Here is a 22,924-nt window from a genome sequence, read left to right on the forward strand (position 1 = left end):
TGGACTTCCTCTCGATCCGCCGGGAGGAAGCCGATGATCGTCGCGTTCCTCAATCAGAAGGGCGGCGTCGGCAAGACAACGCTGGCGCTGAACCTCGCCGGGGAATGGGCGGCACGCGGCAAGCGCGTCACCCTGATCGACGCCGATCCGCAGGGTTCGGCGCTCGACTGGTCGCAGCAGCGCAGCCGTGAGGGCCTTCCGCGCCTGTTCGGCGTCGTCGGCCTGGCGCGCGATACGCTGCATCGCGAGGCGCCTGAACTTGCCCGCAACGTCGATCATATCGTCATCGACGGGCCACCGAGGGTCGCCGGCCTCATGCGCTCGGCGCTGCTCGCCGCCGACCTCGTGCTGATCCCCGTACAGCCGTCGCCGCTCGACGGCTGGGCCTCGGCCGAGATGCTGGCGCTGCTCTCCGAGGCGCTCATCTACCGGCCGGAACTGGCCGCACGTTTCGTGCTGAACCGCTGCGGCGCCCGCACCGTGCTCGCACGCGAGACAGCCGAGACACTCGCCGATCACGATCCGCCGGTGCTGACCACCACTATCGGCCAGCGCATCGCTTTTGCCGTTGCCGCGCAATCCGGTCGCCTCGCATCCGAACTTGACGACGACACGCCGGCCACGCGCGAGATCGCGGCGCTGGCCGCCGAGATCGAGCATCTCGAAATCGGGAGGGCCGCATCATGACAGTCCTCACCGAAACCGTGCTAACCGGCGATTGCCGCGATCTCATGCCGGCACGCGGCCCGTTCGACTTGATCCTGGCCGATCCCCCTTACGGCGACACATCGCTTGCCTGGGATCGTCGCGTCGCCGACTGGATCACGCTCGCTCGCGTGGCGCTCACACCCACCGGCTCGCTCTGGGTATTCGGCTCGCTGCGCCATTTCATGGCGACCGCCGACCAGTTCGCCGATGCCGGTTTGCAGATCGCCCAGGAGATCGTCTGGGAGAAGCAGAACGGATCGTCGTTCCACGCGGACCGCTTCAAGCGCGTGCATGAACTGGCCGTCCAGTTCTACCCGGCCGAGACCGCCTGGCGCGACATCTACAACGACGTCCAGACCACGCCGGATGCGACGGCGCGCACCGTGCGGCGCAAGATGCGCCCGCCGCACACCGGCCATATCGATGCCGGTCACTATGTCAGCCATGACGGCGGGCCGCGCCTCATGCGCTCGGTCATCTACCTGCGAAACTGCCACGGCCGTGCCATCCATCCGACCGAGAAACCGTCGGCGCTCATGGAAATCCTGATCCGAACAAGCTGCCCGGAGGGCGGGCTTGTCGGCGACTGGTTCGCCGGATCGGGCGCGGCCGGTGAAGCCTGCCGGCTTACCGGCCGACGCTATCTCGGCTGCGAGATCAGACCCGACATGGCGGAGAAGGCGCGCGCCCGGATCGCATCGGTGCTGCCGTTCGACGGGAGGGCCGCGCCATGAGCAAGCGTCCCGCCCGCAAAGGCTTCGCCTCCCGGCCTGCCGATCCCGACCATTGGATCAGGGCTGCCGACGCGCCGCTCCGCAATGGTGACGCCGGCGGTTTCACCGCCCGGCTGACCATCGACGTGACGCCCGAGCTGCGCGGCAGGATCAAGATCGCTGCCTTCCGGCGCGGCGTCACCGTCGCCGACATGCTGCGCGATCTCTTCGCTCGTGAATTCCCGCCAACCCAAGGAGACCCCTCATGACCGGCAATGCGGCTCCCCGCTTGCGCGGCGGCCCGTTGCCGTCCGCAGGCTCTACCGACGATATGACCCATGTCGAGCTGACATGGATCGAGAAGAAGGTCGAATACTGGATCAGGTTCGGCCGGGAATCCGGCGAACTGATCCTCGATCGCCGCCGTCGCGTCATTTCTTTCCGCCCAAACAGCATCTTCGCCTTCGCCCGCTGGGCCGGCAACGATTTCGGCACGATCATATCACGCATCGACATCGTGCGCGCCGTCGAGCCGGGCGAAACCTATCAGACGCTGCCCTTCGTGCGTCCCGGTGGCGAGATTCTGCTCAAGATCGAGGGCTGGCCCAAGGTCGAGGACGTGCTGCGCCACATCGATGCGATCGAGCGTGTCGGCATCGACGCCTGCGACGTCGCCCCCGATCACTGGCGCCACATCGCTCACCGAATGCAGTCCGGCGAGACTCCACGCTCCTACACGATGGAGCGTCATCAGGCGTGGCTCAAGCGGCGGGAGATCGGCCGATGACCCGCTTCGGCTACGTCATGGTGACGTATTTCGCGGCGATGGGCGTCGCCATCGCTGCGTTCATCCCGACATCCACCAAGCTGATCTGGAACGCCACCGAAAGCGCGCCGATCGGCTTCTACACCATCGCGCCAGCCGATCGGCTGGAGGTGCCCGAACTGGTCGCCGTCATGCCGCCCGAACCGCTCGCCGACTTCATGGTGGAGCGCGGCTATGTCGGCCGCGGCGTGCCGCTGCTGAAGCGCGTCCTTGGCTTGCCCGGTCAGCGCGTGTGCCGCAGCCGCGACCTGATCACGGTCGATGGGATCGAGATGGGCGAAGCGCTCGACCGCGATCGCCTCGGCCGCGCGCTGCCCATCTGGCAGGGCTGCCGCGTCGTCGCGGATGACGAGCTTTTCCTGATGAACTGGGAAGTCCGCGACAGTCTCGACGGCCGCTATTTCGGGCCGCTTCCGGCCTCCACCGTGATCGGCCGGGCAATCCCTCTCTACACCGACGAGGACGGCGAAGGCCGCTTCGTCTGGCGCGCGCCGACGCGGTGACGGCGCAAGTTTCGCAACCTTGCCGCACAACACAGGAGACCATGAGCATGGCTCAGATTGGACATTTCACCCGCACGCAATCCGGCTTCAAAGGGCGTTTCAGGGCGCTCGGCATCGACGAGGAAATCACCTTCGTTCCGGCCGAGCCTTCGGAAGCAAAGAATGCCCCTGCTTACCGCGTTCTGCTCGGCGACGAGGAAGGTCTCGATATCGGCGCTGGCTGGTCGCATGTCGGCGACCGCGCCGGCGAATTCGTCTCCGTCGAGATCTACAGCCCGCTGTTCGGCGGCACGCTTCGCGCAAACCTCTTCCGTGCCGGTGACGACGGCTCCGCCTGGGGCCTGCACACCAACCCGCCGTCGAAGAAGCGGAAGGAGGACTGAACGGTGGCAATTCGGCAACGTGCCTGCGTCGGACGTTCTGCTACCGTCCGACGCTCGGCACTCTCCCTTCTTCTTTCCAGCCTGACCTTTGCCGCCTCCGCGGCGTGTCCGGCTGTTGCGCAATCGCTGCCGCCGACCCGCGCCGCGATCGCCGATCCCCATGCCGCGCACATCGCCGAGGCGTCGCAGCGCTTCGCTATCCCGCAGGCATGGATCGTCGCGGTGAAGCACACCGAAAGCCGTGACGACGTGCGTGCGGTATCGCCCGCCGGTGCGCTTGGCCTCATGCAGATCATGCCCGAAACCTGGGCCGAACTGCGCGCTCGTTACCGGCTCGGTCGTGATCCGTTCGATCCTCGCGACAACATCATCGCCGGCACCGCCTATCTGCGCGAGATGCTTGATCGCTACGGCACGGTCCCGGCGATGCTTGCTGCCTATAATGCTGGCCCGGCGCGCTACGACCAGCATCTCGCCACCGGCCGCGCTCTGCCGGCAGAGACGCGCGCCTATGTCGCTTTGCTCGCGCCCGCGCTTGGTGCCGCCGCGCCGTCGGACGGAACGCACATCGTGCTCCAGCCGCCGGCCGATTGGCGCGAAGCATCGCTCTTCGTGGCGCGCGACGATAACCGCCGACCTGTTGCCAATCGTCAGCCGAACGGTCTGCAACCTTCCGTTCCGGCGCAGGACGACAATGCTGCCGGATTGCAGACGGCACCCATTTTCCTCGCCAGGCGAGAGGGAGACGGTGCGCAATGACAGTCAACCGGCTCTTTCGCATCCTGTCGGGCTCTGGCGCATCATGGAGTGTGCCGGGGGTGGAGGCAGGAGCAGCGACCGAAGGATGGCAGGATAAAAGGGCGCACATTGCGCGGCGGTTGGGCGGTTGTTTTTGTTTAGGTTTCTGGCCCCTTTTGCACATTGTCCGGCTTTGCCGCAATGTTCGCAAGCAGTCCAACACCCTGTTTCTGCGCGATCTTTTGCACATTGCGGAGTTGCGCCATGGCCGATGAGCGCGAGTTCCGCGTCCGACCGGGGTGCATCCGGTCCAGCCGGGCGCAGTCGGCGCGGTCCTTCATTTCGCAGGCGCTCGCCGCGGCGAAGAAGGCCGGCGGCGGCGTGTCTCGCTCCGGCCGCGTCGTCTCCGGCAACCGCTCGCGCTTCGGTCACGGCCAGCGCGCCAGCATTCAGGCCAATCGCCTGATCTCGTCCCGCTCGCGCGGCGCCGTCGTCAAGGCGCGTGTCGTGCGCCATTCCGCCCGGACTGCGCCGCTCGGCACCCATCTCAATTATCTGCGTCGCGAGGGCGTGACCCGTGACGGGGAAAAGGCCCGCCTGTTCGGGCCGGGAACCGAGAACGCCGATGCAGGCGCCTTCGCCGAACGCTGCGAGGATGACCGGCATCATTTCCGGTTCATCGTATCGCCGGACGACGCCGTGGAAATGGCCGACCTCAAATCCTTCACCCGCGATCTCGTCGGGCAGATGGAGAAGGATCTCGGTACTCGGCTCGACTGGGTGGCGGTGGATCACTGGAACACCGAGCATCCCCATGTCCACCTGATCGTGCGCGGCGTCCGCGACGACGGCCGGGATCTTGTGATCTCGCGTGACTACATCAAGGAAGGGATCCGTGACCGGGCGCGCGATCTCATCACCCAGGAACTGGGGCCGCGCACCGACCTCGACATCCGCCGCACTTTGGAGCGCCAGATTGAATCGGAGCGCTGGACCCAGCTCGACCGCCAGCTTGTCCGGGATGCACGAGAAACCGGCATCGTCGATCTCGCACCGCGAGCCGATCGGCAGCCCGACGAGTTTCATGCCCTGAAGGTCGGACGGCTGCGCAAGCTGGAAGTCCTTGGGCTGGCCGGACAGGTCGGCCATTCGCAATGGTTCATCAAGCCCGAGGCCGAGGCGGTGCTGCGCGAACTCGGCGAACGCGGCGACATCATCAAACGGATGCACAAGGCGCTGACGGACCGCGGCATCGAGCGCGGCTCCGCCAACTATGTGTTGGCAGGCGAAAGCCTCGATGAGCCGATCATCGGTCGCCTGGTCGATCGCGGTCTCGACGACGAGCTGAGAGGCTCGGCCTATGCCGTCGTCGACAGCGTGGATGGACGCACCCATCACATCAAGCTGCCCGACCTCGATGCTGCCGGCGACAGCGTTCCCGGCTCGATCGTCGAGCTGCGCAAATTCGATGATGCGCGCGGTGAGCGCCGCGTCGCACTCGCCGTTCGCTCCGATCTCGACATCGAGCGACAGATCTCGGCGTCGGGCGCGACCTGGCTCGACCGACAGGCAGTCGCGAAGGAGCCGCTCTCCTTATCCGATGGTGGCTTCGGCGCCGAGGTGCAGCAGGCCATGGAGCGGCGTGCTGACCATCTTGTCGAAGAGGGGTTGGCCGAGCGGCAGGGACTCAGCGTGGTGTTCGCCCGCAGGCTGGTCGACACCTTGCGCCGCCGCGAGCTCGATGCGCTTGGCGAGAAACTCGCCACCGAGACGGGCCAGCCATTCAACCGCGCTGGCAGTGGCGAATATGTCGCTGGCACCTATCGTCAACGCTTCGCGCTTGCCTCCGGCCGCTACGCGATGATCGACGACGGTCTCGGCTTCCAGCTCGTACCGTGGTCTCCATCGCTGGAAAAGCAGCTCGGCCGGCACGTCTCCGGCATCGCCCGTAACGACGGCGGCATCGACTGGAGCTTTGGCCGCAAGAGAGGGCTCGGCCTTTAACCTTCAACATCGGAGAAAGGACCAACGCCATGTCCGCGACGAAAATCCTCTGGGGCCAGATCCTCACCGTCCTTCTGATCGTGCTAATGACGACCTGGGGAGCGACACAGTGGACGGCCTGGCAACTCGGCTTCCAGCCCCAGCTCGGCCATCCCTGGTTCGTGATTGCCGGTTGGCCGGTCTATTACCCACCGGCCTTTTTCTGGTGGTGGTATTTCTACGACGCCTATGCGCCGCCGATCTTCGTGGAAGGCGGTATGATCGCCGCGTCCGGTGGTTTCATCGCCATAGCGGTTGCCATCGGCATGTCGGTCTGGCGGGCACGCGAAGCCAAGAATGTCGCGACCTACGGATCGGCGCGCTGGGCCGAGCCTGAGGAAGTGAAGGCCGCCGGTCTGCTCGACCAGGACGGCGTTGTTCTCGGCAGGCTCGATCGGGCCTATCTGCGGCATGACGGTCCGGAGCATGTCCTGTGTTTCGCGCCGACCAGATCGGGCAAGGGCGTCGGCCTGGTCGTGCCTTCGCTGCTCACTTGGCCCGGTTCGGCCATCGTCCACGACATCAAGGGCGAAAACTGGACACTCACCGCCGGCTTCCGATCCCAGCACGGTCGCGTGCTGCTATTCGATCCGACCAATGCAAAGTCCGCCGCCTACAATCCGCTGCTCGAGGTGCGGCGGGGTGAATGGGAGGTCCGCGACGTCCAGAACATCGCCGACATCCTGGTCGATCCCGAAGGCTCGCTCGACAAGCGGAACCATTGGGAGAAGACGTCGCATGCGCTTCTCGTCGGCGCCATCCTGCACGTTCTTTATGCTGAGAAAGACAAGACGCTGGCCGGCGTCGCGGCATTCCTGTCCGATCCGAAGCGGCCGATCGAGTCGACTCTCGCCGCGATGATGAAGACGGCGCATCTGGGTGAAGCCGGTCCGCATCCGGTCATTGCCAGTGCTGCACGCGAACTGCTGAACAAGAGCGACAACGAGAGATCCGGCGTGTTGTCGACCGCCATGTCGTTTCTGGGCTTGTACCGCGATCCTGTCGTTGCAGAGGTGACGCGCCGTTGCGACTGGCGCATTACCGACATCGTCGGCCGCAAGAAGCCGACGACGCTCTACCTCGTCGTACCGCCGTCAGACATCAATCGGACGAAGCCGCTCATTCGCCTGATCCTCAACCAGATTGGCCGGCGCCTGACCGAGGATCTGCAGGCGAAGGCGGGACGACAAAGATTGCTGCTCATGCTGGATGAGTTTCCGGCTCTGGGAAGGTTGGATTTCTTCGAGTCGGCTTTGGCCTTCATGGCAGGCTATGGTCTCAAATCATTCCTGATCGCGCAGTCGCTAAACCAGATCGAGAAGGCATACGGGCCAAACAATTCGATCCTCGACAATTGCCATGTGAGAGTCTCCTTCGCGACGAATGACGAGAGAACCGCGAAGAGGGTGAGCGATGCACTCGGCACCGCCACAGAGATGAAGGCGATGAAGAACTATGCCGGGCACCGGTTGTCGCCCTGGCTCGGGCATTTGATGGTCTCGCGCTCGGAAACCGCGCGGCCGCTGCTCACCCCTGGCGAGATCATGCAGCTTCCTCCGGCCGACGAGATCGTCATGGTCGCTGGAACGCCGCCGATCCGGGCGAAGAAGGCGCGGTATTTCGAGGATGCGCGGTTTCAGGAGCGGATATTACCTCCGCCGAAACTGGTCCGTGCCGGCGAACCGCATCCGGATGACTGGAGCCGCCTGCCGATCCCGACCCGCCCTCCGTTCGATGACGTCGTGGCGGGCGCCACCGAAGAGGATGAGGACCCGACCGAATCCGAACGCCGGCGTCAGCCGGAGCTGAGCCGGGTGAAACCCGTCGAGAAAAAGGAGCCGATCGAGAACGAGTTCGAGATCGATCCCCCCGATGAGATGGAGGAGGAAGCCACCCGGAACCGTCGTATGACCCGGCTCATGCAGGGTGTGGCGCGGCAGGTGTCGCTTGATCCGAATGACGGGATGGAGCTGTGAACGCATGACCGGCAGGAAAAAGAAGACGCAGATCTCCGTTTATCTCGAACCCGACGTCATGACGATGCTCTCGGACTATTCGGCGCGCCGGGAGCAGCCGATGTCCTTGATCGTGGAGGCGGCCGTCGCCTCCTTCCTGTCGCCGGACGACGCCGAACGGCGCGAGGGGTTGATCACCAAGCGTCTCGACCAGATCGATCGCCGCATGACGCGGCTGGAACGTGATGTCGGCATTTCGGTCGAGACGCTTGCCGTGTTCGTTCGCTTCTGGCTCACCACCACGCCAGCACTGCCCGAACCGGCCGTACAGGCGGCGCGAGCCAAGGCCGGCGAGCGCTATGAGGCATTCGTCTCGGCACTCGGCCGCCGGCTCGCTCAGGGGCCAAAACTGCGGCAGGAAATTTCCGAGGATGTCGCCGACTCATCTGACAGTCAGGGCTCCCCGCGCATGGGCGCACATGGCGAGTAGTGACGGCTTTCGCGAGATCAAGCAGATCGCGGCACCGCCGTTTCCCTGTATTTGCACGCTACGCTACTACGACGCCAATTCCTTGTTGAATCAGCATAATTTCTGGCTCCTTTAATCATCCCCATCCGGGGACCGTCTGATTTTCCTCGGCGAGAAACGGGGATCGGATGGCAGTCTCGCATCGAAATTCAGAAGGCTTTGCGCGTGGCGCCCGGATGCTGCGCACCGCGCTAGGTGCATCCATCGCCCGCTTTCTGGAAGATCCCGGTGTCGTCGAGGTAATGCTCAATCCGGATGGGCGATTGTGGATCGACCGGCTCTCCGAAGGCATGTCCGACACCGGCGAGCGCATCTTGCCCGCGGATGGCGAACGCATCATCCGCCTGGTTGCTCACCACGTCGGCGCAGAAGTTCATGCCGGCGCTCCACGTGTTTCGGCCGAACTGCCCGACAGCGGCGAACGCTTCGAAGGTCTCCTGCCTCCGATCGTCACCGGTCCGGCCTTCGCCATCCGCAAGCCGGCGATCTCGGTGTTCACACTCGACGACTATGTTGCGGCAGGAACGATGACCGCCAATCAGGCGGCATTGCTGCGCGAGGCCGTCGCATCGCACGCCAATGTCCTCGTCGCCGGCGGCACGGGCACCGGCAAGACGACACTCACCAATGCTCTGCTGGCCGAAGTGGCGAAGGGGCAGGATCGGCTTCTCATCATCGAGGATACCCGCGAGCTTCAAAGCCAGTCCGAGAACAAGGTGCCGATGCGCACCAAGGATTTCATCGCCAATCTGACCGATCTGGCACGCTCCGCCATGCGCTTCCGGCCTGACCGCATCATCGTCGGCGAGGTGCGCGGTCCCGAAGCTCTCGACCTGCTCAAATTGTGGGGAACGGGACATCCCGGCGGCATCGGCACCATCCACGCCGGTACCAGCATCGGCGCGCTCCGCCGTCTCGAGCAGCTCATCCAGGAAGCTGTCGTCACCGTCCCCAAGGCACTGATCGCCGAGACCATCGACATTGTGGCGGTTCTCTCCGGTCGCGGTTCCGTGCGCCGGCTCTCCGAACTCGCCCGCGTCGAAGGGCTCGACCCCGACGGCGATTACCGGGTCGCTTCCGCTCACCTTTCCCCTGATCGCCAACCACTCCCGAAAGGAGAACAGTCATGACCTCCCATGTTCCGCCCATCCTGCCCACGGCGCCGGATCAGGCGTGCGCACCGTCCGTTCTGCGCGGCATCCGTCGGCACCTCATGGGACCGACTACGCTCGCCGTCGTTATGATGATGGCGGCCGTGCCGGCTCATGCTTCCGGATCCTCCATGCCGTGGGAGGCGCCGCTTCAGTCGATCCTCGAATCCATCGAGGGGCCGGTGGCCAAGATCGTCGCCGTCATCATCATTATCGCCACCGGCCTGGCGCTGGCCTTCGGCGACACAAGCGGCGGTTTTCGCAGGCTGATCCAGATCGTTTTCGGCCTGTCGATTGCCTTCGCCGCCAGCTCCTTCTTCCTGAGCTTCTTCTCCTTCGGCGGCGGGGTACTGGTCTGATGGCCGGGGCGCTCTTACGGATCGACGATGTGCCGGGGCTCAATGTCCCGGTCCATCGGGCGCTGACCGAACACATCCTGCTCGGCGGCGCTCCGCGCGCCATCGCCATCATGAACGGAACGCTCGCCGGAGCCGTGGGCCTCGGCCTGCGCCTTTGGCTGGTAGGTCTCGCCATCTGGGCAGTCGGCCATTTCGCCGCCGTCTGGGCGGCGAAACGCGATCCGCTGTTCGTGGAAGTCGGTCGCCGTCATCTGCGCATCCCTGGTCACCTTGCGGTCTGAGGAGCGCGACCATGCTGAACCTTGCCGAATATCGCCGCACCGCCAGCCGCCTCGCGGATTTCCTGCCCTGGGCCGCGCTCGTCGGCGAGGGCGTCGTTCTGAACAAGGACGGATCGCTGCAAAGGACCGCGCAATTTCGCGGTCCAGACCTCGAATCCGCCGTCGCTGCCGAACTGGTCGCCGTCGCCGCGCGCCTCAACAATGCCTTCCGGCGTCTCGGCTCTGGCTGGGCGATCTTCGTGGAAGCGCAGCGCCAGGAGGCCGCAACCTATCCCGACAGCCGTTTTCCAGATCCGGCCTCGGCATTGCTCGATGCCGAGCGCAAGGCCGATTTCGAGGAACAGGGCAGCCATTTCATTTCCGGCTACTTCCTCACCTTCACCTATCTCACGCATGCCGAGGACGCAGCCCGCGCCGAGACCTGGCTCTATGAGGGCCGTGAACGCTCCGGCGTCGATCCGAACGAGATCTTGCGCGGCTTCATCGATCGCACCGATCGCGTGCTGGCGCTGCTCGACGGCTTCATGCCGGAATGCGACTGGCTCGACGACAGCGAGACGCTGACCTACCTGCATTCCACTGTCTCGACCAACCGGCATCGCGTCCGGGTTCCCGAGACGCCGATGTATCTGGACGCGTTGCTGGCCGATCAGCCCCTGACCGGCGGGCTGGAACCGCGCCTTGGCAACACCCATCTGCGCATCCTCACCATCGTCGGCTTTCCGACCGCGACCACGCCCGGAGTTCTCGATGAACTGAACAAGCTTGCCTTTCCCTATCGCTGGTCGACGCGCGCCATCCTGCTCGACAAGACCGACGCCATCCGGCTGCTCACACGAATTCGCCGTCAGTGGTTTGCGAAGCGCAAGTCGATCGCTGCGATCCTGAAAGAAGTCATGACCAACGAGGCGTCGGTTCTCGTGGACACCGACGCGGCGAACAAGGCGGCCGACGCGGACATCGCGCTTCAGGAGCTCGGCGCCGACTATGCCGGCATGGCCTATGTCACGGCGACCATTGCCGTGTGGGACACCGATCCCCGCCTTGCCGACGAAAAGCTCCGGCTTGTCGAGAAGGTCGTGCAGGGCCGGGACTTCACAGCGATGTCCGAAACCATCAATGCCGTCGATGCCTGGCTCGGCTCGCTGCCGGGGCATGTCTATGCCAACGTCCGCCAGCCGCCGATCTCGACGCTCAATCTTGCCCACATGATCCCCCTCTCCGCCGTGTGGGCGGGACCGGAACGGGATGACCATCTCGGTAGCGCCCCCTTGCTCTTCGGCAAGACCGAGGGAAGCACCCCGTTCCGGCTTTCCATTCATGTCGGCGACGTCGGGCACACGCTGGTCGTCGGGCCGACCGGCTCCGGCAAGAGCGTGCTACTCGCCTGCATGGCGCTCCAGTTCCGGCGCTACGCTCAATCCCAGGTGTTCGCGTTCGATTTCGGCGGCTCGATCCGGGCCGCGGCCCTTGCCATGGGCGGCGACTGGCATGATCTCGGCGGCGACCTCACCGAGGGGAATGCGTTTTCTGTCTCGCTCCAGCCGCTTGCGCGCATCCATGACATGCCGGAACGCGCCTGGGCGGCCGACTGGATCGTCGCCATCCTGACGCGCGAGAGCATCGCGATCACGCCGGATGTCAAGGAGCACATCTGGGCGGCGCTGACCTCGCTCGCCTCGGCGCCGGTCGAGGAACGCACCATCACCGGCCTGACAGTACTGTTGCAATCAACCGACCTGAAGCAGGCGCTCAGGCCCTATTGCATCGGTGGTCCCTACGGTCGGCTGCTCGATGCTGAAACCGAACATCTCGGCAGCGCGTCGGTGCAGGCTTTTGAAATCGAAGGCCTGGTCGGCACGGGTGCTGCTCCGGCCGTCCTGTCCTATCTGTTCCATCGTATCGGCGACCGGCTCGACGGCTCGCCCACCATGCTCATCATCGACGAAGGTTGGCTGGCGCTCGATGACGAAGCCTTTTCCGGGCAGTTGCGGGAGTGGCTGAAGACACTCAGGAAAAAGAACGCTTCGGTCATCTTCGCCACGCAGTCGCTCTCCGACATCGACAATTCGGCGATTGCACCGGCGATCATCGAAAGTTGCCCGACGCGTCTTCTTCTCCCGAACGAACGCGCCGTCGAACCGCAGATCACCGCCATCTATCAGCGCTTCGGACTGAATGCGCGCCAGATCGAGATCCTCGCGAGGGCCACCCCGAAAAAAGACTACTACTGCCAGAGCCGCCGGGGGAACCGCCTGTTCGATCTCGGCCTGTCCGAAGTCGGCCTGGCACTGACGGCCGCCTCCTCGAAAACCGATCAGTCCGCCATCGCCCGCATCTTCGCCGAGCACGGCCGGGACGGCTTCCTTGCCGCCTGGCTGCGCCTGCGCGGCGTCGATTGGGCCGCCGACCTCATTCCCGCCCTCGCCAATCTCATCCCCCAGCCCGATAAGGAGACTTCCTCATGAACACCCGTTATTCCCGCACGGCGCTGCTTGCCGCATCCTTTCTTGCCGTCTCAGGCCCGGCTTCGCTGGTTCTGGCGCCGCCGGCTTCCGCCGCCTGGATCGTCTACGACCCGACGAACTACTCGCAAAATCTGCTGTCTGCCGCGCGGGCGCTGGAGCAGGTCAACAACCAGATCACCTCGCTTCAGAACGAAGCGCAGATGCTCATCAACCAGGCCCGCAATCTGGCGAGCCTGCCGTATTCGTCGCTCCAGCAGATACAGCAATCCGTTCAGCGCACGCAGCAGCTTCTCAGCCGGGCGCAGAACATCGCCTTCGATGTCGGCCAGATCGATCAGGCGTTTCAGTCGAAATACGCCAACGTGTCGCTGTCGGCCACCGATGCGCAGCTTGTTGCCGATGCCAAGGAGCGCTGGAGGAACAGCGTCGGCGGACTTCAGGACGCCATGCGCGTGCAGGCCACCGTCGTTGGCAATATCGATACCAACCGCACCGAGATGTCGCAACTGGTTGGTCAGAGCCAGAGCGCGACCGGCGCGCTTCAGGCTGCACAGGCAGGCAATCAGCTTCTCGCCCTCCAGTCGCAGCAGCTCTCCGACCTCACGGCATTGCTTGCCGCCAATGGCCGGTCCACCGCGCTCACCGAGGCAGAACGCGCCGCCGCGGCCGAACAGGGTCGCGTGCAGCGCGAGCGCTTCCTGACGCCGGGCTCCGGCTATCAGGCCGGCAGCGCCAAGATGTTCAACTGAGGGCGTGGGCCATGGACGGCAAGATGCTGGCCCGCTTGGGCGCCGTCGTCTTTGTCGCCGTCGCGATCACCGCGACGGCGACCGAAATGCTCAGAAGGAGAGAGGCGCCCGCACCATGGACACGCCCCACGGCCGCCGTCGGATCGCCGGCAGATCCACTTCGCGTTGGACAGCGCCGGTGCCAGCAGCTCGGGCAGGCCGCAACGAACGACGCCGAATGCCTGCGCATCTGGTCGCAAACGCGAGACCGCTTCCTCGGCAGGACGTCCGTACCGGCCGCCCCACAGACCATCGAAGGACAGTGATCCATGGGCGGCAGCGGCGTCATCGACAATTTCCTCGGGGTCTTCACCTCTTATATCGACAGCGGGTTCGGTCTTCTCGGCGGCGAGGTCGCCTTCATCGCCACCACGCTGATCGTCATCGACGTGACGCTCGCCGCCCTGTTCTGGAGCTGGGGCGCCGACGACGACATCATCGCTCGACTGGTGAAGAAGACCCTGTTCGTCGGGGCTTTCGCCTACATCATCGACAATTGGAACAATCTGGCGAGGATCATCTTCGAGAGCTTCGCCGGCCTCGGCCTCAAAGGCTCCGGCACCGGCTTTTCGACGGCGGACCTCCTTCGTCCCGGCCGGGTGGCGCAAGTCGGTCTCGACGCGGCCCGGCCGCTCCTGGAATCCATTTCCGACCTCATGGGCTGGGTCGCGTTCTTCGAGAATTTCATCCAGATCGCATGCCTGCTGTTCGCCTGGGCGCTCGTCCTCTTGGCTTTCTTTATTTTGGCGATCCAGTTGTTCGTCACGCTGATCGAATTCAAGCTGACCGTTCTCGCCGGATTTGTCCTCATCCCATTCGGATTGTTTGGGAAGACGGCCTTCATGGCCGAAAGGGTCCTCGGCAGTGTCGTCTCTTCCGGCATCAAGGTGCTGGTGCTCGCTGTCATCATCGGCATCGGCTCGACGCTGTTCAGCGAGTTCACCTCCGGCTTCGGCGGGGTCACGCCGACGATCGACGACGCGATGGCGATCGTGCTCGCAGCACTTTCCCTGCTCGGCCTCGGCATCTTCGGACCGGGCATTGCCAACGGTCTGGTTTCCGGAGGCCCGCAACTTGGTGCTGGTGCTGCCGTTGGCACCGGCCTCGCCGTCGGAGGTGCTGCACTTGCCGCAGGCGGTGCGGCTGGCCTGGCCTTGCGCGGTGGGGCTGCGGCACTGTCCGGCGGCGCTGCTGCCGTTCGTGGTGGCGCAGCGGCGGCAGGTGCCGCCTCGACCGCCTACAATCTCGGATCGATGGGGCAGACCGGCGCTGCCGGTGTGGCGTCCGGTCTCGGCGGTGTCGCGCGAGGAGCAGGCTCCGCCACCGTCTCGCCTCTGAAGCGCGCGATCGGTCGTGCGTCCGAAAGCGTTAAATCGGATTTCTCCGGAGGCGTGAAAGGCGGCTTCAGCGCCACCGGCGGCTTTTCCACCCTCGGCACGGTCGGCGGTGCCGAAGCCGCCAATGATGATTCCTTTGCCGCCACCCCCGCAGCTTCGGGCAATGGCGCCCCCGATTGGGCCAGGCGCATGAAACGCAGCCAGCACTTCAGCCACGGCGTTTCCGCGGCCGCCCATGCCGTTCGTTCCGGCGACAGTCATGGCGGCGGCTCTTCCGTTAATCTCTCCGAAAGTGACCGCTCATGAGCTTGTTCAAACGACCGGCAACCCACTACGGCAAGACGCCGCAACCCGAGACACCCTATCAGAAGGCCGCACAGGTCTGGGATGAGCGCATCGGCTCGGCCCGCGTGCAGGCGAAGAACTGGAGGTTCATGGCCTTTGGAAGCCTGATCCTGTCGGCAGGCTTTGCCGCAGCACTCGTCTGGCAGTCCACGCGAGGGACCGTCGTGCCCTGGGTCGTGGAGGTCGACAAGCTCGGTCAGGCACAGACCGTCGCCGCCGCCACGGCCGACTATCGTCCAACAGATCCGCAGGTCGCGTGGCATCTGGCGCGCTTCATCGAACAGGTCAGGAGCATTCCCGCCGATCCCATCATCGTGCGCCAGAACTGGTTCCGCGCCTATGACTGGACGACGGATCGGGGCGCGACGGCGCTGAACGACTATGCGCGCAGCAATGACCCGTTCACCAAGGTCGGCAAGCAGCAGGTTGCCGTCGAGGTTTCCAGCGTCATTCGCGCATCTCCCGACAGCTTCCGCGTCGCCTGGATCGAGCGCCGATACGAGAACGGACAGCTTTCCACCACCGAGCGCTGGACCGCGATCCTGACCATAGTGATCCAGACGCCCCGCGATGCTGAACGGCTCAAGTCCAATCCTCTCGGCATCTACGTCAACGCGATTTCGTGGTCGAGGGAGATGGGCGAATGAACAAGCCGCCAATCCGCAGAGCCGGAACCCCTTCTTTCCGCAAACCCGCCATTGTCGCCGTGCTCCTTTCCACCGCTGCGCTGGCCGGATGCGCCACGCCGCAGAAGCCGCCGCAGATCCGCTACGATTCCGATGTGCCGGCATTGCCGGTCGTTCCCACCGTGCTGAGGGATGAGCGCCCGAAGCCGCTGCACATTCCGCCGGGCTGGACGCCGGCGCGTGGGGGTGCCACCGCAACCACGCCGACCGGCCGGGTTCAGAATGCCAATGCGGCGGCCCGTGTCGAGCCACGCCGGGATGGTTACTACAATGCAATCCAGATCTATCCCTGGAGCGAAGGCGCCCTCTATCAGGTCTATGCCGCACCCGGCCAGATCACCGACATCACGCTTGAACCCGGCGAAAGCCTGACCGGAGCCGGGCCGATCGCTGCCGGCGACACCACACGCTGGATTATCGGCGACACCGAGAGCGGCAGCGGCACCACCCGGCGCGTCCATGTCCTTGTGAAACCCTCGCGCCCCGACATCACCACCAATCTGGTGATTTCCACCGATCGACGCACCTACATGCTCGAACTGCGATCCGGCGAAACGCCCTACATGCCGTCGGTCGCCTGGTCTTACCCGCAGGTGCCGGGCTCGCAGCAGTCCATTCCGGACACGCCGGCTATTCCGGCTGTCGTGGCACGAAACTACCGCTACGGTCTCACCGGAGACACGCCGCCGTGGCGGCCCGTCTCCGTCTATGACGATGGCCGCAAGGTCTATGTCGAATTCCCGCGCGGCATAGTGCAAGGGGAGTTTCCGCCCCTGTTCGTCGTCGGCCCAGAGGGTGAAGCGCAAATCGCCAATACCCGTATCTATCGGAACATCCTGATCGTGGACCGTCTCTTCGGTGCGGCCGAGCTGCGCCTTGGCAGCGGCAAGCATCTGCAGACCGTGAGGATCGTCCGGACAAACGGCGTAGTACAGGCGCCGGTTGTCCGAGACAAAGAAGGAGGACGGTCGTCATGAGCGAGGCCGGCAACAGTCAAGAAGCAACTCCGGCGCTCAATCCTGTCACACCCATGCGCTTGCGGGCAGAACCACCACGCGTCACCAGGCTGTCGCGCAGGGTGCTCCTCGGCCTTGGCCTGGTCGCATCGCTCGGCATCGGTGGCGCGTTGATCTATGCTCTTCAGACCCGAGATCGTGGCAATGGTGGCGAAGAACTCTATTCCACCGAGAACCGGACCACGGCCGACGGTCTGGCAGGCCTGCCGCGGGACTATACCGGCCCGATCCTGGGGCCAGCTTTGCCCGGCGATCTCGGCCGTCCGATCCTCAGTGCGCAGGATCGTGGCCAGCCTGTTGTTGTGCCGACAGCGCCGGGTGTCGATCCGGCCGAACAACGCCGCCTCGCCGAAGCGGAATCCGCCCGAACCAGCCGCGTGTTCTTCCAGACGGAAACACGCACGACGGCAAGCGCAATAGCGCCTGACGCGAATACGACCACAAATCTTGCCGGTCTCGATCAGGCTGGCACTCCTACTGCGCAGGACCGACAGGTCGCCTTCCTCAACGCCGCCGTCGACCGACGCACTGTGGCGGCCGATCGCGTGATGCCGCCGGTGTCGCCCTATGTGCTGCAGGCCGGTTCGGTAATCTCCGGAGCGCTGATCACCGGCATTCGCTCCGATCTCCCCGGCCAGATTACCGCCCAGGTCACCGAGAACATCTACGACAGCCCGACCGGCCGCATCCTGCTCGTACCGCAAGGAACCCGCATCATCGGCCAATACGACAACAATGTCGGTTTCGGGCAGAGGCGTGTCCTGCTGGTCTGGAACCGGCTGATATTCCCGAATGGCCGATCCATCGTCCTTGAACGACAGCCCGGCGCCGACACGCAGGGCTATGCCGGTCTCGAGGACGGCGTCGACTACCACTGGTGGGATCTGGCGAAAGCTGCTGGCCTCTCGACATTGCTCGCGGTCGGCGCAGAGCTTGCCATGGATGACGAAGACCGGCTGGTTCAGGCTATCCGCAATGGTGCGCAAGATACCATCAACGATGCTGGTCAGCAGATCATCCGCCGCCAGTTGCAGATCGCGCCCACGCTCACCATCAGGCCAGGTTTCCCGGTGCGGATCATCGTCACCCGAGACCTTGTGATGGAGCCCTATAGAGGTTAGCCCGATGACAAAATTGAAACTCGGGCCGCTCGTCGACGACAAGCCCGTCAAGGTGAGTATTGAACTTCCCGGACCGCTATATCGGGATCTTGTTGCCTATGCGGAGCTGCTCCACCGTCAGCAACAAGGCCAATCGTCGGCCGATCCCGCCAAGCTGATCGTGCCTATGCTTCAGCGATTCATTACGACCGATCGCGGCTTCGCAAAGGAAAAGCGCGCTGTTCTGGGTTTTTCCGGCGCATCGTCTCAAACACCAAAGATTGACGAATCGCGCTAAAGTACCGGAGCCGCCGGCACCGCTCACCGAGCGCTATCGGTCTGATTGGCAATTGCATTCCATCGAACTTTTCCAGTGGCCAAGTCCAGAAATTGCTTCAGTGCTGGATTATGATTCCTTGGCGACCAGACAGCACTAAAATGAATGTCTTCCAGGCCATCCAAGATGGGAACGAACACGACTTCCTTGTGTGCACCGCCGGACGTTGACGACAATATGAGCGAAATGCCGAACCCTTCTCCGACCATGTTCAAAAGATTGTCTCGTCCGACTCCCTGAATGGATATTCTCGGTTCGGAATCGGATTTGGAAAGCTGCCGCAGTAGATATTGATCCAATTCCGCACCAGCGATACCGGCCGGGATCAGGAATGTCTCGTTGCGCACATCTGCCCAGGAAACGCTCTCTGCCGTTGCAAGAGGATGCCGTTTTGGCAGCGCAAGGAAAAGTCGCTCGGTCCACAGTTGAACCGTTTTGCAACCGGCTAACTGAGGCTCTCCCGGAAGAAAGGCCACATCGATACGGCCGCTGAGAAGATTGGCGGCTGCCACTTCGGACGTCGATTCCTCTATTTTTACCTCTACACCGTAAGCGGCAAGGAGACCCCATCTGGCGCGGCTGATGCTGAGTAGGGTATGTCGGGCATACGAGTTCTCTGAATGTGAGGATCTATGTCTAGACCTGCGGCTAGCCTTGGGTTGATGCGAATGATCGAGGCGGTGCCCGATCGCCTTGACGGGTCGCCGCGACAGTTGCGGCGGTTCTGGTCCGACGAATTCAAGGCCACAGCGGTTGAGCAGGCCTGTCAGCCCGGTGTGAACATGTCTGCCGTGGCGCGGCAGATCGGTATCTTGCCGTCCCAACTCTACCGCTGGCGTAGAGAACTGTTGGGCAGTGATGAGTCTGGACTAGCAGCACCAGTTGATCCGCAGAGCGTCGCACCTGACCCCGACCCCGTCGTCGAAATCGACATTGACGGTATCGTCGTGCGGGTCGGCCGGCATGTTGAAGAAGCGCATCTGCAGCGTGTCATCCGAGCGGTTCGCTCAGCATGATCCCCGCAGGTGTAAAGGTCTTCCTGGCCAGCCATCCCATCGACTTCCGCAAAGGGCCGGACAGCCTGCTGTCGCTGGTGCGGGATGCTGGCAGTGATCCGTTCAACGGCTCGCTTTATGTCTTCCGGGCCAAACGGGCCGACCGGATCAAGATCGTCTGGTGGGATGGATCCGGGGTTTGCCTTTACGCCAAGCGGCTGGAGAAGGCGCAGTTTTGCTGGCCGCGGATAGGCCACAACCGAGTCCAGCTCAACCATGCCCAACTCATGGCGCTCGTTGAAGGCATGGACTGGAAACGGGTGCGTTCGGTGGCGGTGAAGCCGCCGGAGATTGTTGGGTAAATGCCTGCGGCAAAGTGAATCAACCGCCTGAAAGGGCAGGAAAATCGGAGCAAAATATGCTCTAGTAGGCGTCATGACGCCGCCCGATCTGCAGCTCCCGGATGATATAGAGACCCTGAAAGCTATGGTCCTTGCCATGGCCGAGAAGGCAGCGCGCACCGATGCTCTTGAGAGCGAGGTCGCAGACCTGAAAGCCAGAAACGCCGATGCTGATGAACGCATCGAACGACTGACCCAGATCCTGAAAGCCTTTGATCGTGCCCGCTTTGGCCGGCGATCAGAAAAACTCGGCTCTCCAGGCATCGATGATGAGCAGCAGGCCTTTGTCTTCGAGGAAATCGAGACCGGCATCGCTGCGATCCGAGCCCAGGTCAACAAGGGCGCAACCCATCCCGACAGCAAACGTCCGCCGCGGCCGCGCAAAGGCTTCGCACCGCATCTGGAACGGGTCGAAGTGGTGATCGAGCCGGATGAACTGCCCGAACACGCCGGCAAACAGAAGGTGCTGATCGGAGAAGACGTCTCGGAGCGACTTGACGTCGTGCCGGCGAAGTTCCGCGTCATCGTCACACGCCGGCCGAAGTATGCCTTCAAAAATGAAGACGGCGTCATTCAGGCCGCCGCACCCGCGCACATTATCGAGGCGGGCATTCCGACGGAAGCGCTTCTCGCGCAGATCGCCGTCTCGAAGTATGCCGATGGCCTTCCGCTCTATCGGCAGGAGGCAATCTATGCCCGCGACAAGGTCGAGCTTGACCGGAAGCTGATGGCTCAATGGATGGGTAAGCTTGGCTTTGAACTTGATATCCTGGCCGACTACATTCTCGCCGAGATCAAGAAGGCTGAGCGTATCTTCGCTGACGAGACGACGTTGCCCACACTCGCGCCCGGATCCGGATCGGCCAAGACGGCCTGGCTTTGGGCTTATGCCCGCGATGACAGACCCTTCGGTGGCAGTAGCCCGCCGATGGTTGCCTATCGCTTCGAAGATAGCCGTGCTGGCGATCGGGTCGCCCGGCATCTGAGTGGCTATCGCGGTATTCTGCAGGTTGACGGACATGGTGCCTATAACAAGCTTGCCAGATCTGACGGAGGCAATGACGGCGTGATGCTGGCCTACTGCTGGTCTCATAGCAGGCGCAAGTTCTACGAGCTCCACGCCTCAGACAGCTCCAAGATCGCCACCGAGACGGTGGAACTGATGGCGAAGCTCTGGCAGGTGGAAGAAACGGCTCGCGGGCAAAGCCCTGACGCCCGTGTCGCCGCGCGCCAGGCGACATCTGCTGCGGTTGTCACGGAGCTCTTCTCCCTCTGGCAGAAGACCCTACCGCGGATCTCTGGCAAGTCGAAGCTGGCCGAGGCGATCCGCTATGCCACCTCGCGTCGCTCCATCTTCGAGCGCTTTCTCATCGACGGCCGCATCGAGCTCGATAACAACATAGTCGAGCGTGCAATCCGGCCCCAGACAATTACCAGAAAGAATAGCCTCTTCGCCGGCAGCGATGGCGGTGGAAGGACTTGGGCAACAATCGCCACGCTCCTTCAAACAGCGAAAATGAACAATGTCGATCCGCAGGCCTGGCTCACCCAAACACTCGAGCGCATAGCCAATGGTTGGCCCAGCAGCGATCTCGATGCACTCATGCCCTGGAATTACACGCGCTGAACGGTCTCAGCTTGCCGCTTACTCTACACCGCGGAAGCGGGAATGATATTCGCCTACGAGATCTGAAAGAAATCCGCTTGCCAGGGACGTCATCAGCCCGATTCGTATCTCACCTGTGTCGCCGTGATGCGCCGTTTGCATGTCCTTCACAGCTTGATGCAAATGGGATGCACCGAATGCGGCGTTTTGCAGAAACCGCGCTCCTGCAACGGTTAGCTTTGCTCCGGTGCGACTACGAGTAAAGAGGGGTACACCAAGACGTCGTTCAAGCAGTTGGACCCGGCGGCTTACAGTAGATTGGGACATGCCAACCGCATCCGCCGCACGGCGAAAACTTCCGTGTTCGGCGACCAACAATGCATATCGTAAATATCGCAGGTCAAGCGCGAGATCCGGCATCCAACAGTCTTTTATGCTGTCTTAGAGGTAATCGCTAAGCGACTATTCGGCTCTTGAAGACCGGATCCAGTCCCTTGCTTTCGCCTGCTCACTTCGCCATTCATCTATGCTGCCAACTTGACTTGTTCGGCCGGTTGTTCCTCGGCCGCTCGCGGTCATGCACGTTGCGTTGCGGTGAGCTCTTCGGATATCTCGTGGCTTCCGGCGGCGAGAACCATGCCCACCCACCCTTGCTGGCCCGCTTAATTCGATAGAGTGCCTCATCGGCATGTTTCATGAGTTGCGCCAGACCAGTCGCGTCGTCAGGATAGAGGCTCACGCCAACGCTTGCACCAAGCACAGTCCTCGTCCCGCCAATCTGGATGGGCTGCTTGAGCGCTCTTTCGACACGTCGGCAGACTTGTTCTGCCTGGTATGGCGATCCCATGTTCTCTACGAGAATGGCAAACTCATCCCCACCCAATCGGAACACAGCATCGTCGCTGCGAACACATGCGCGAAGCCTGTTGGCTATCAAGAACAGCGCTTCGTCACCGGCATCATGTCCCAGTAGATCATTGATTGGCTTGAATTCATCGAGATCGATCAGAATAAGAGCGATCATCGGCCGCACGTCGTTTTCATAAGACGTTGCGATACTGTTCCATTTTGCTGACAACCGCCGCCGATTACCAAGGCTCGTCAATGGGTCTTCGAAGGCGACGCGTCTTAGCGTCTCCTCCACCCGCTTTCGCTCGGAGACATCCTCGAATGTAGCAATCCCGACCCCTATGTCATGTAGAAGGATGCCACGCTGGTTGACGGTAACGATACCGCCATCCGCCGACACCACGTCCAGTTCCAATGGTTCTACTTTGGATATTCCGGTGGAATCGGCTCTCCGCAGACGGTGCCAGTACTCACGAGCTAAGAGTTGCTGTTCCATTTTTGGATAGCTTTGTTCAATCCACGCATCCATGGTTTCGAAATGACTTTCGTCATAACCGAAGGTCTCCTTGAAAGCACGATTCATGAACTGAATCTTACCCGCTGGTATTGCCGCCCACGAGATTGGAATTGGCAGAGCATCAAGAATGATGTGCATGTCCCGAAGCGAGAGCCCGGTATGTTTTACTCGCTCAAGAAACTCTTCCAACGCTATCTCCTGTTGCAACTCCGCATCGTTTACCTTCGCAATTTTTCCGTTTTCGAGCATTTCATGGCTTCAGGAAGGATTGCTGTTCCGTATCACGCGCA

The 22,924-nt window shown here is 63.0% G+C and carries 27 protein-coding genes; 24 read left to right on the forward strand and 3 right to left on the reverse strand.

Annotated elements, in window-relative coordinates; genetic code table 11:
* Window positions 1–33: 33 nt before the first annotated feature.
* The 21 genes from parA to KWJ32_RS25150 all read left to right on the forward strand — a co-directional run bounded on the left by parA (window position 34) and on the right by KWJ32_RS25150 (window position 18,227).
* Window positions 34–687, forward strand: coding sequence for a ParA family partition ATPase (parA, locus tag KWJ32_RS25050; protein WP_256886450.1), 654 nt, complete (start codon window positions 34–36; stop codon window positions 685–687).
* Window positions 684–1,442 (forward strand): site-specific DNA-methyltransferase, encoded by a 759-nt coding sequence (locus KWJ32_RS25055; protein ID WP_097143160.1) that lies wholly within the window; start codon window positions 684–686, stop codon window positions 1,440–1,442. Before parA ends, KWJ32_RS25055 begins: the two co-directional genes overlap by 4 nt.
* The gene (locus KWJ32_RS25060; RefSeq protein WP_097143159.1) at window positions 1,439–1,690 is read left to right on the forward strand and encodes a hypothetical protein; all 252 of its coding nucleotides are present in this window, start codon (window positions 1,439–1,441) and stop codon (window positions 1,688–1,690) included. The genes KWJ32_RS25055 and KWJ32_RS25060 overlap by 4 nt, the downstream gene beginning before the upstream one ends.
* Window positions 1,687–2,208, forward strand: a complete 522-nt coding sequence (locus KWJ32_RS25065) for a DUF2840 domain-containing protein (protein WP_097143158.1) — start codon at window positions 1,687–1,689, stop codon at window positions 2,206–2,208. Before KWJ32_RS25060 ends, KWJ32_RS25065 begins: the two co-directional genes overlap by 4 nt.
* The gene (locus tag KWJ32_RS25070; protein WP_097143157.1) at window positions 2,205–2,750 is read left to right on the forward strand and encodes a S26 family signal peptidase; all 546 of its coding nucleotides are present in this window, start codon (window positions 2,205–2,207) and stop codon (window positions 2,748–2,750) included. Before KWJ32_RS25065 ends, KWJ32_RS25070 begins: the two co-directional genes overlap by 4 nt.
* Window positions 2,751–2,797: 47 nt before the next feature.
* Window positions 2,798–3,133 carry a DUF736 domain-containing protein gene (locus KWJ32_RS25075; protein ID WP_097143156.1) on the forward strand — a complete coding sequence of 112 codons (336 nt, stop codon included), beginning with the start codon at window positions 2,798–2,800 and terminating at the stop codon, window positions 3,131–3,133.
* Between the two features lie 9 nt (window positions 3,134–3,142).
* Complete coding sequence (locus KWJ32_RS25080) at window positions 3,143–3,892, forward strand: lytic transglycosylase domain-containing protein (RefSeq protein ID WP_164056872.1); 750 nt, start codon at window positions 3,143–3,145, stop codon at window positions 3,890–3,892.
* Window positions 3,893–4,135: 243 nt separating this feature from the next.
* On the forward strand, window positions 4,136–5,875 hold the full coding sequence (locus KWJ32_RS25085) for a VirD2 family relaxase/mobilization nuclease (RefSeq protein WP_097143154.1): 1,740 nt from the start codon (window positions 4,136–4,138) through the stop codon (window positions 5,873–5,875).
* A 29-nt stretch (window positions 5,876–5,904) separates the two neighbouring features.
* Window positions 5,905–7,890: a conjugal transfer protein TraG gene (locus KWJ32_RS25090; protein WP_097143153.1), complete on the forward strand. Its 1,986-nt coding sequence runs from the start codon at window positions 5,905–5,907 to the stop codon at window positions 7,888–7,890.
* A gap of 4 nt (window positions 7,891–7,894) precedes the next feature.
* Window positions 7,895–8,359 (forward strand): CopG family transcriptional regulator, encoded by a 465-nt coding sequence (locus KWJ32_RS25095; protein ID WP_097143152.1) that lies wholly within the window; start codon window positions 7,895–7,897, stop codon window positions 8,357–8,359.
* 167 nt (window positions 8,360–8,526) lie between these two features.
* Window positions 8,527–9,528: a P-type conjugative transfer ATPase TrbB gene (gene trbB, locus KWJ32_RS25100; RefSeq protein ID WP_132010564.1), complete on the forward strand. Its 1,002-nt coding sequence runs from the start codon at window positions 8,527–8,529 to the stop codon at window positions 9,526–9,528.
* An 83-nt stretch (window positions 9,529–9,611) separates the two neighbouring features.
* A complete protein-coding gene (locus KWJ32_RS25105) occupies window positions 9,612–9,908 on the forward strand; it encodes a TrbC/VirB2 family protein (protein WP_097143298.1) in 297 nt (98 codons plus the stop codon).
* Complete coding sequence (locus tag KWJ32_RS25110; RefSeq protein ID WP_097143292.1) at window positions 9,908–10,189, forward strand: VirB3 family type IV secretion system protein; 282 nt, start codon at window positions 9,908–9,910, stop codon at window positions 10,187–10,189. Before KWJ32_RS25105 ends, KWJ32_RS25110 begins: the two co-directional genes overlap by 1 nt.
* Window positions 10,190–10,200: 11 nt before the next feature.
* On the forward strand, window positions 10,201–12,657 hold the full coding sequence (trbE, locus tag KWJ32_RS25115) for a conjugal transfer protein TrbE (RefSeq protein WP_097143291.1): 2,457 nt from the start codon (window positions 10,201–10,203) through the stop codon (window positions 12,655–12,657).
* Window positions 12,654–13,406 (forward strand): P-type conjugative transfer protein TrbJ, encoded by a 753-nt coding sequence (gene trbJ, locus KWJ32_RS25120; RefSeq protein ID WP_097143290.1) that lies wholly within the window; start codon window positions 12,654–12,656, stop codon window positions 13,404–13,406. The genes trbE and trbJ overlap by 4 nt, the downstream gene beginning before the upstream one ends.
* An 11-nt stretch (window positions 13,407–13,417) precedes the next feature.
* On the forward strand, window positions 13,418–13,711 hold the full coding sequence (gene trbK-alt / locus KWJ32_RS25125; protein ID WP_097143289.1) for a putative entry exclusion protein TrbK-alt: 294 nt from the start codon (window positions 13,418–13,420) through the stop codon (window positions 13,709–13,711).
* A 3-nt stretch (window positions 13,712–13,714) separates the two neighbouring features.
* A complete protein-coding gene (gene trbL / locus KWJ32_RS25130) occupies window positions 13,715–15,088 on the forward strand; it encodes a P-type conjugative transfer protein TrbL (RefSeq protein ID WP_097143288.1) in 1,374 nt (457 codons plus the stop codon).
* Window positions 15,085–15,774, forward strand: a complete 690-nt coding sequence (gene trbF, locus KWJ32_RS25135) for a conjugal transfer protein TrbF (protein WP_256886451.1) — start codon at window positions 15,085–15,087, stop codon at window positions 15,772–15,774. Before trbL ends, trbF begins: the two co-directional genes overlap by 4 nt.
* The gene (gene trbG, locus KWJ32_RS25140; protein ID WP_256886452.1) at window positions 15,771–16,790 is read left to right on the forward strand and encodes a P-type conjugative transfer protein TrbG; all 1,020 of its coding nucleotides are present in this window, start codon (window positions 15,771–15,773) and stop codon (window positions 16,788–16,790) included. The genes trbF and trbG overlap by 4 nt, the downstream gene beginning before the upstream one ends.
* On the forward strand, window positions 16,787–17,950 hold the full coding sequence (locus tag KWJ32_RS25145) for a TrbI/VirB10 family protein (protein WP_210202046.1): 1,164 nt from the start codon (window positions 16,787–16,789) through the stop codon (window positions 17,948–17,950). Before trbG ends, KWJ32_RS25145 begins: the two co-directional genes overlap by 4 nt.
* Before the next feature lie 4 nt (window positions 17,951–17,954).
* Window positions 17,955–18,227 (forward strand): DUF2274 domain-containing protein, encoded by a 273-nt coding sequence (locus KWJ32_RS25150; protein ID WP_256886453.1) that lies wholly within the window; start codon window positions 17,955–17,957, stop codon window positions 18,225–18,227.
* 23 nt (window positions 18,228–18,250) lie between these two features.
* On the opposite strand, the gene KWJ32_RS25155 is transcribed toward KWJ32_RS25150, so the two are convergent.
* Entirely contained in the window at window positions 18,251–18,979 is a 729-nt protein-coding gene (locus KWJ32_RS25155; RefSeq protein ID WP_256886458.1) for a LysR family substrate-binding domain-containing protein, read from the reverse strand.
* Here KWJ32_RS25155 and KWJ32_RS25160 point away from each other — a divergent pair.
* The 3 genes from KWJ32_RS25160 to KWJ32_RS25170 all read left to right on the forward strand — a co-directional run bounded on the left by KWJ32_RS25160 (window position 18,899) and on the right by KWJ32_RS25170 (window position 21,289).
* The gene (locus tag KWJ32_RS25160) at window positions 18,899–19,282 is read left to right on the forward strand and encodes a transposase (protein ID WP_034499355.1); all 384 of its coding nucleotides are present in this window, start codon (window positions 18,899–18,901) and stop codon (window positions 19,280–19,282) included. The genes KWJ32_RS25155 and KWJ32_RS25160 overlap by 81 nt on opposite strands.
* Window positions 19,279–19,623 carry an IS66 family insertion sequence element accessory protein TnpB gene (gene tnpB / locus KWJ32_RS25165; protein WP_037095105.1) on the forward strand — a complete coding sequence of 115 codons (345 nt, stop codon included), beginning with the start codon at window positions 19,279–19,281 and terminating at the stop codon, window positions 19,621–19,623. The genes KWJ32_RS25160 and tnpB overlap by 4 nt, the downstream gene beginning before the upstream one ends.
* Before the next feature lie 73 nt (window positions 19,624–19,696).
* Window positions 19,697–21,289, forward strand: a complete 1,593-nt coding sequence (locus KWJ32_RS25170) for an IS66 family transposase (protein ID WP_256886454.1) — start codon at window positions 19,697–19,699, stop codon at window positions 21,287–21,289.
* Window positions 21,290–21,307: 18 nt separating this feature from the next.
* On the opposite strand, the gene KWJ32_RS25175 is transcribed toward KWJ32_RS25170, so the two are convergent.
* On the reverse strand, window positions 21,308–21,688 hold the full coding sequence (locus KWJ32_RS25175) for a LysR family transcriptional regulator (RefSeq protein WP_256886455.1): 381 nt from the start codon (window positions 21,686–21,688) through the stop codon (window positions 21,308–21,310).
* Between the two features lie 100 nt (window positions 21,689–21,788).
* Window positions 21,789–22,883 (reverse strand): sensor domain-containing diguanylate cyclase, encoded by a 1,095-nt coding sequence (locus KWJ32_RS25180; RefSeq protein ID WP_097143283.1) that lies wholly within the window; start codon window positions 22,881–22,883, stop codon window positions 21,789–21,791.
* Window positions 22,884–22,924: the final 41 nt, after the last annotated feature.

Source organism: Ochrobactrum sp. BTU2, from assembly GCF_024539785.1.
Taxonomy (GTDB): Bacteria; Pseudomonadota; Alphaproteobacteria; order Rhizobiales; family Rhizobiaceae; genus Brucella; species Brucella anthropi.

Excerpts from the sequence above, each read along its gene's own strand:
- KWJ32_RS25170 (WP_256886454.1), top strand. The coding sequence starts at position 19,697 with ATGACGCCGCCCGATCTGCAGCTCCCGGATGATATAGAGACCCTGAAA.
- KWJ32_RS25060 (WP_097143159.1), top strand. The coding sequence starts at position 1,439 with ATGAGCAAGCGTCCCGCCCGCAAAGGCTTCGCCTCCCGGCCTGCCGAT.
- KWJ32_RS25175 (WP_256886455.1), bottom strand. The coding sequence starts at position 21,688 with ATGCCGGATCTCGCGCTTGACCTGCGATATTTACGATATGCATTGTTG.
- trbK-alt (WP_097143289.1), top strand. The coding sequence starts at position 13,418 with ATGGACGGCAAGATGCTGGCCCGCTTGGGCGCCGTCGTCTTTGTCGCC.
- trbL (WP_097143288.1), top strand. The coding sequence starts at position 13,715 with ATGGGCGGCAGCGGCGTCATCGACAATTTCCTCGGGGTCTTCACCTCT.
- KWJ32_RS25160 (WP_034499355.1), top strand. The coding sequence starts at position 18,899 with ATGTCTAGACCTGCGGCTAGCCTTGGGTTGATGCGAATGATCGAGGCG.
- parA (WP_256886450.1), top strand. The coding sequence starts at position 34 with ATGATCGTCGCGTTCCTCAATCAGAAGGGCGGCGTCGGCAAGACAACG.
- tnpB (WP_037095105.1), top strand. The coding sequence starts at position 19,279 with ATGATCCCCGCAGGTGTAAAGGTCTTCCTGGCCAGCCATCCCATCGAC.
- KWJ32_RS25180 (WP_097143283.1), bottom strand. The coding sequence starts at position 22,883 with ATGCTCGAAAACGGAAAAATTGCGAAGGTAAACGATGCGGAGTTGCAA.
- KWJ32_RS25085 (WP_097143154.1), top strand. The coding sequence starts at position 4,136 with ATGGCCGATGAGCGCGAGTTCCGCGTCCGACCGGGGTGCATCCGGTCC.
- KWJ32_RS25145 (WP_210202046.1), top strand. The coding sequence starts at position 16,787 with ATGAGCGAGGCCGGCAACAGTCAAGAAGCAACTCCGGCGCTCAATCCT.
- KWJ32_RS25095 (WP_097143152.1), top strand. The coding sequence starts at position 7,895 with ATGACCGGCAGGAAAAAGAAGACGCAGATCTCCGTTTATCTCGAACCC.
- KWJ32_RS25105 (WP_097143298.1), top strand. The coding sequence starts at position 9,612 with ATGGGACCGACTACGCTCGCCGTCGTTATGATGATGGCGGCCGTGCCG.
- KWJ32_RS25065 (WP_097143158.1), top strand. The coding sequence starts at position 1,687 with ATGACCGGCAATGCGGCTCCCCGCTTGCGCGGCGGCCCGTTGCCGTCC.
- KWJ32_RS25070 (WP_097143157.1), top strand. The coding sequence starts at position 2,205 with ATGACCCGCTTCGGCTACGTCATGGTGACGTATTTCGCGGCGATGGGC.
- trbB (WP_132010564.1), top strand. The coding sequence starts at position 8,527 with ATGGCAGTCTCGCATCGAAATTCAGAAGGCTTTGCGCGTGGCGCCCGG.
- trbE (WP_097143291.1), top strand. The coding sequence starts at position 10,201 with ATGCTGAACCTTGCCGAATATCGCCGCACCGCCAGCCGCCTCGCGGAT.
- KWJ32_RS25055 (WP_097143160.1), top strand. The coding sequence starts at position 684 with ATGACAGTCCTCACCGAAACCGTGCTAACCGGCGATTGCCGCGATCTC.
- KWJ32_RS25075 (WP_097143156.1), top strand. The coding sequence starts at position 2,798 with ATGGCTCAGATTGGACATTTCACCCGCACGCAATCCGGCTTCAAAGGG.
- KWJ32_RS25150 (WP_256886453.1), top strand. The coding sequence starts at position 17,955 with ATGACAAAATTGAAACTCGGGCCGCTCGTCGACGACAAGCCCGTCAAG.
- trbG (WP_256886452.1), top strand. The coding sequence starts at position 15,771 with ATGAACAAGCCGCCAATCCGCAGAGCCGGAACCCCTTCTTTCCGCAAA.
- KWJ32_RS25090 (WP_097143153.1), top strand. The coding sequence starts at position 5,905 with ATGTCCGCGACGAAAATCCTCTGGGGCCAGATCCTCACCGTCCTTCTG.
- trbF (WP_256886451.1), top strand. The coding sequence starts at position 15,085 with ATGAGCTTGTTCAAACGACCGGCAACCCACTACGGCAAGACGCCGCAA.
- trbJ (WP_097143290.1), top strand. The coding sequence starts at position 12,654 with ATGAACACCCGTTATTCCCGCACGGCGCTGCTTGCCGCATCCTTTCTT.
- KWJ32_RS25110 (WP_097143292.1), top strand. The coding sequence starts at position 9,908 with ATGGCCGGGGCGCTCTTACGGATCGACGATGTGCCGGGGCTCAATGTC.